The sequence below is a fragment of the Eggerthella hominis genome (assembly GCF_014287365.1).
Taxonomy (GTDB): Bacteria; Actinomycetota; Coriobacteriia; order Coriobacteriales; family Eggerthellaceae; genus Eggerthella; species Eggerthella guodeyinii.
This window is the reverse complement of sequence record NZ_JACOOA010000018.1, coordinates 1-1,988: the sequence shown is the minus strand read 5'-3', so window position 1 is coordinate 1,988 and position 1,988 is coordinate 1. Positions and strand designations below refer to the sequence as shown.

1 protein-coding gene is annotated in these 1,988 nt (G+C 63.9%); it reads right to left on the bottom strand.

Annotated features, from left to right (window positions below):
- A partial coding sequence (locus tag H8S61_RS17200) for an aldehyde ferredoxin oxidoreductase N-terminal domain-containing protein (RefSeq protein WP_186939849.1) occupies positions 1–1,513 on the bottom strand: 1,513 nt, incomplete at its 3' end.
- Positions 1,514–1,988: the final 475 nt, after the last annotated feature.

Sequence of the window (1,988 nt, the reverse complement as noted above, 5' to 3'; positions counted from 1 at the left end):
GGAAGTTCACGGCGGAGTGGATCATGTCGTCGCGGTTGAACATCATGTTGTACACGCCGCCCACCTGGCCGAAGCACTCGATGGCGTGGTGCACGGGCCAGCCGCGGTAGTTGATCAGCTGGCTGGGCTGCTGGTCGAACCAACCCGCGTCGTCCCAGCGCTCGGTCCAGTGATACGGGCCGTAGGCGATGTGGGCGATCTCGGAGTCGTTCTGCGCGATGTCGTGCAGCAGCTCCACCATGATGGTGGGGTCGTCATCGTAGATGCGCTGCCAGTCGTATTTCGCCTTCTCCTCTTCGGGGAGGACGCGGTCGAACACGCCGGCTTTGATGCAATGGGCGAGGTCGCGCCACAGCTGGGCATAGTTGCACCACAGGCCCAGCTCGTCGATGGTGGTGCCGATCAGCGTGTTCCACACGATGCCCGACTCGGTGTCTTCCTTGATGTCGGTCTTCAGGATGCCGTTCATGTACTTGAACGGGAAGTTGGCCGCGCAGGTGTTGCCCGAGACGGTCTTGCCGCCCAGCTCGCCGGTGCGCTCGGTGCGCAGGTCGGAGTAGCAGTGGATGGGGCAGCTGTGGCAGCCGTCCATCTTGATGGTGTACTTCTCGGCCACTTCGCCCAGGTCGTACACCGACTTCATGCAGCGGTAGCCCACGGTGTTCAGCTCGCCGGGCTTCGGCTCGCCCACGTCGATGGGCTCGCCCTCGGCCATGCCCCAGGTCAGGCCCTTGCGCGCCGACCAACGGGAGCCTTCGTCGTAGAACTCGGCCCATTCCTGCTGCGTCTGCGGCACCACGTGGTTGTTGTTGGAACCGATGACCTCGCGCAGCATGTAGTCGGACAGGTCGGCCACGGCCTGCGGGTCCTTCACGTGCACGCTGCCGTTGCCCTGCACCACGATGGCCTTCACCATCTTCGAGCCCATGACCGCGCCCGTCCCGGCGCCGGCCGAGTGGTTGCGGGAGTTCATGATGACCGCGTAGGGCAGCAGGTTCTCGCCAGCGGGGCCGATGGTGGCCACGCACGACTCGACGCCTTCCAGGCGGTTGAGGGCCTCGGTGGCCTCGCGGGTGCCCATGCCCCACACGAAGCTGGCGTCCTTGATCTCCACCTTGTCGTCGACGATGTTCAGGTACACGGGCTTGTCCGACGCGCCCTCGATCACGATGGCGTCCCAGCCGGCCAGCTTGATCTTCGCGCCGATCATGCCGCCGCAGTGGGCGTCCACCACGAGGTGGTCCTTGGTGAACGTGGACAGCGAGCAGATGGTGGTACGGCCGGCCAGGGGCACGCCGGAGGCCGTCAGGGGGCCGACGGCGAAGATGACCTTGTTCTCAGGGGAGAAGGGATCGGTGCCGGCGGGCACTTCGTCGTACATGATCTTGTTGGCCAAGCCCATGCCGCCGATGTACTCCTTGTAAGGGTCGGTCGGCTGCGTCGTGATCGAGCCCGTGCTCAGATTGACGCGGAGGATCTTACCGGCCCATCCATACGATGTTTCGTCAGCCATGTTGCATCTCCAAATCTTGGATAGATTACTGAGGTTCGGTGTTGTGTGGGAACCTGCGGGTGCGACACGAGTGCTGACAACATTCGTCGCTCGCCAGTATGCCGATGCGGGCGGTCAGGGTATACCCTCTTTGAGGGTAATTTGGGGAACTCGCCGATCAGGGGCGAAAAGTCCCTCAAAGAGGGGAGGGCGTTTTCGTCGGCGCTTCCATACTGGGTACCGTTGTGTGGAGCCAAGAACGGGATCGAACCGAGTGTAAAACCGCCGTCGCAGCGCGGGCGTATAGAGGAGTTCGCGCGAGTACGCATGCGACGGAGGGACGAGGAAAACGACACTCACCGCACTCAAGTGAGGGAGGGAGCACCAGGCTATGTCAGATTCCAATCTGAACCAGAACACCTCCGAGGACCGGGACGCCAGGGCGAACGGGCCCGAGGCCGCCCCGGCCGCGGCCGCGCCAGCGCCCGAGGGGGAT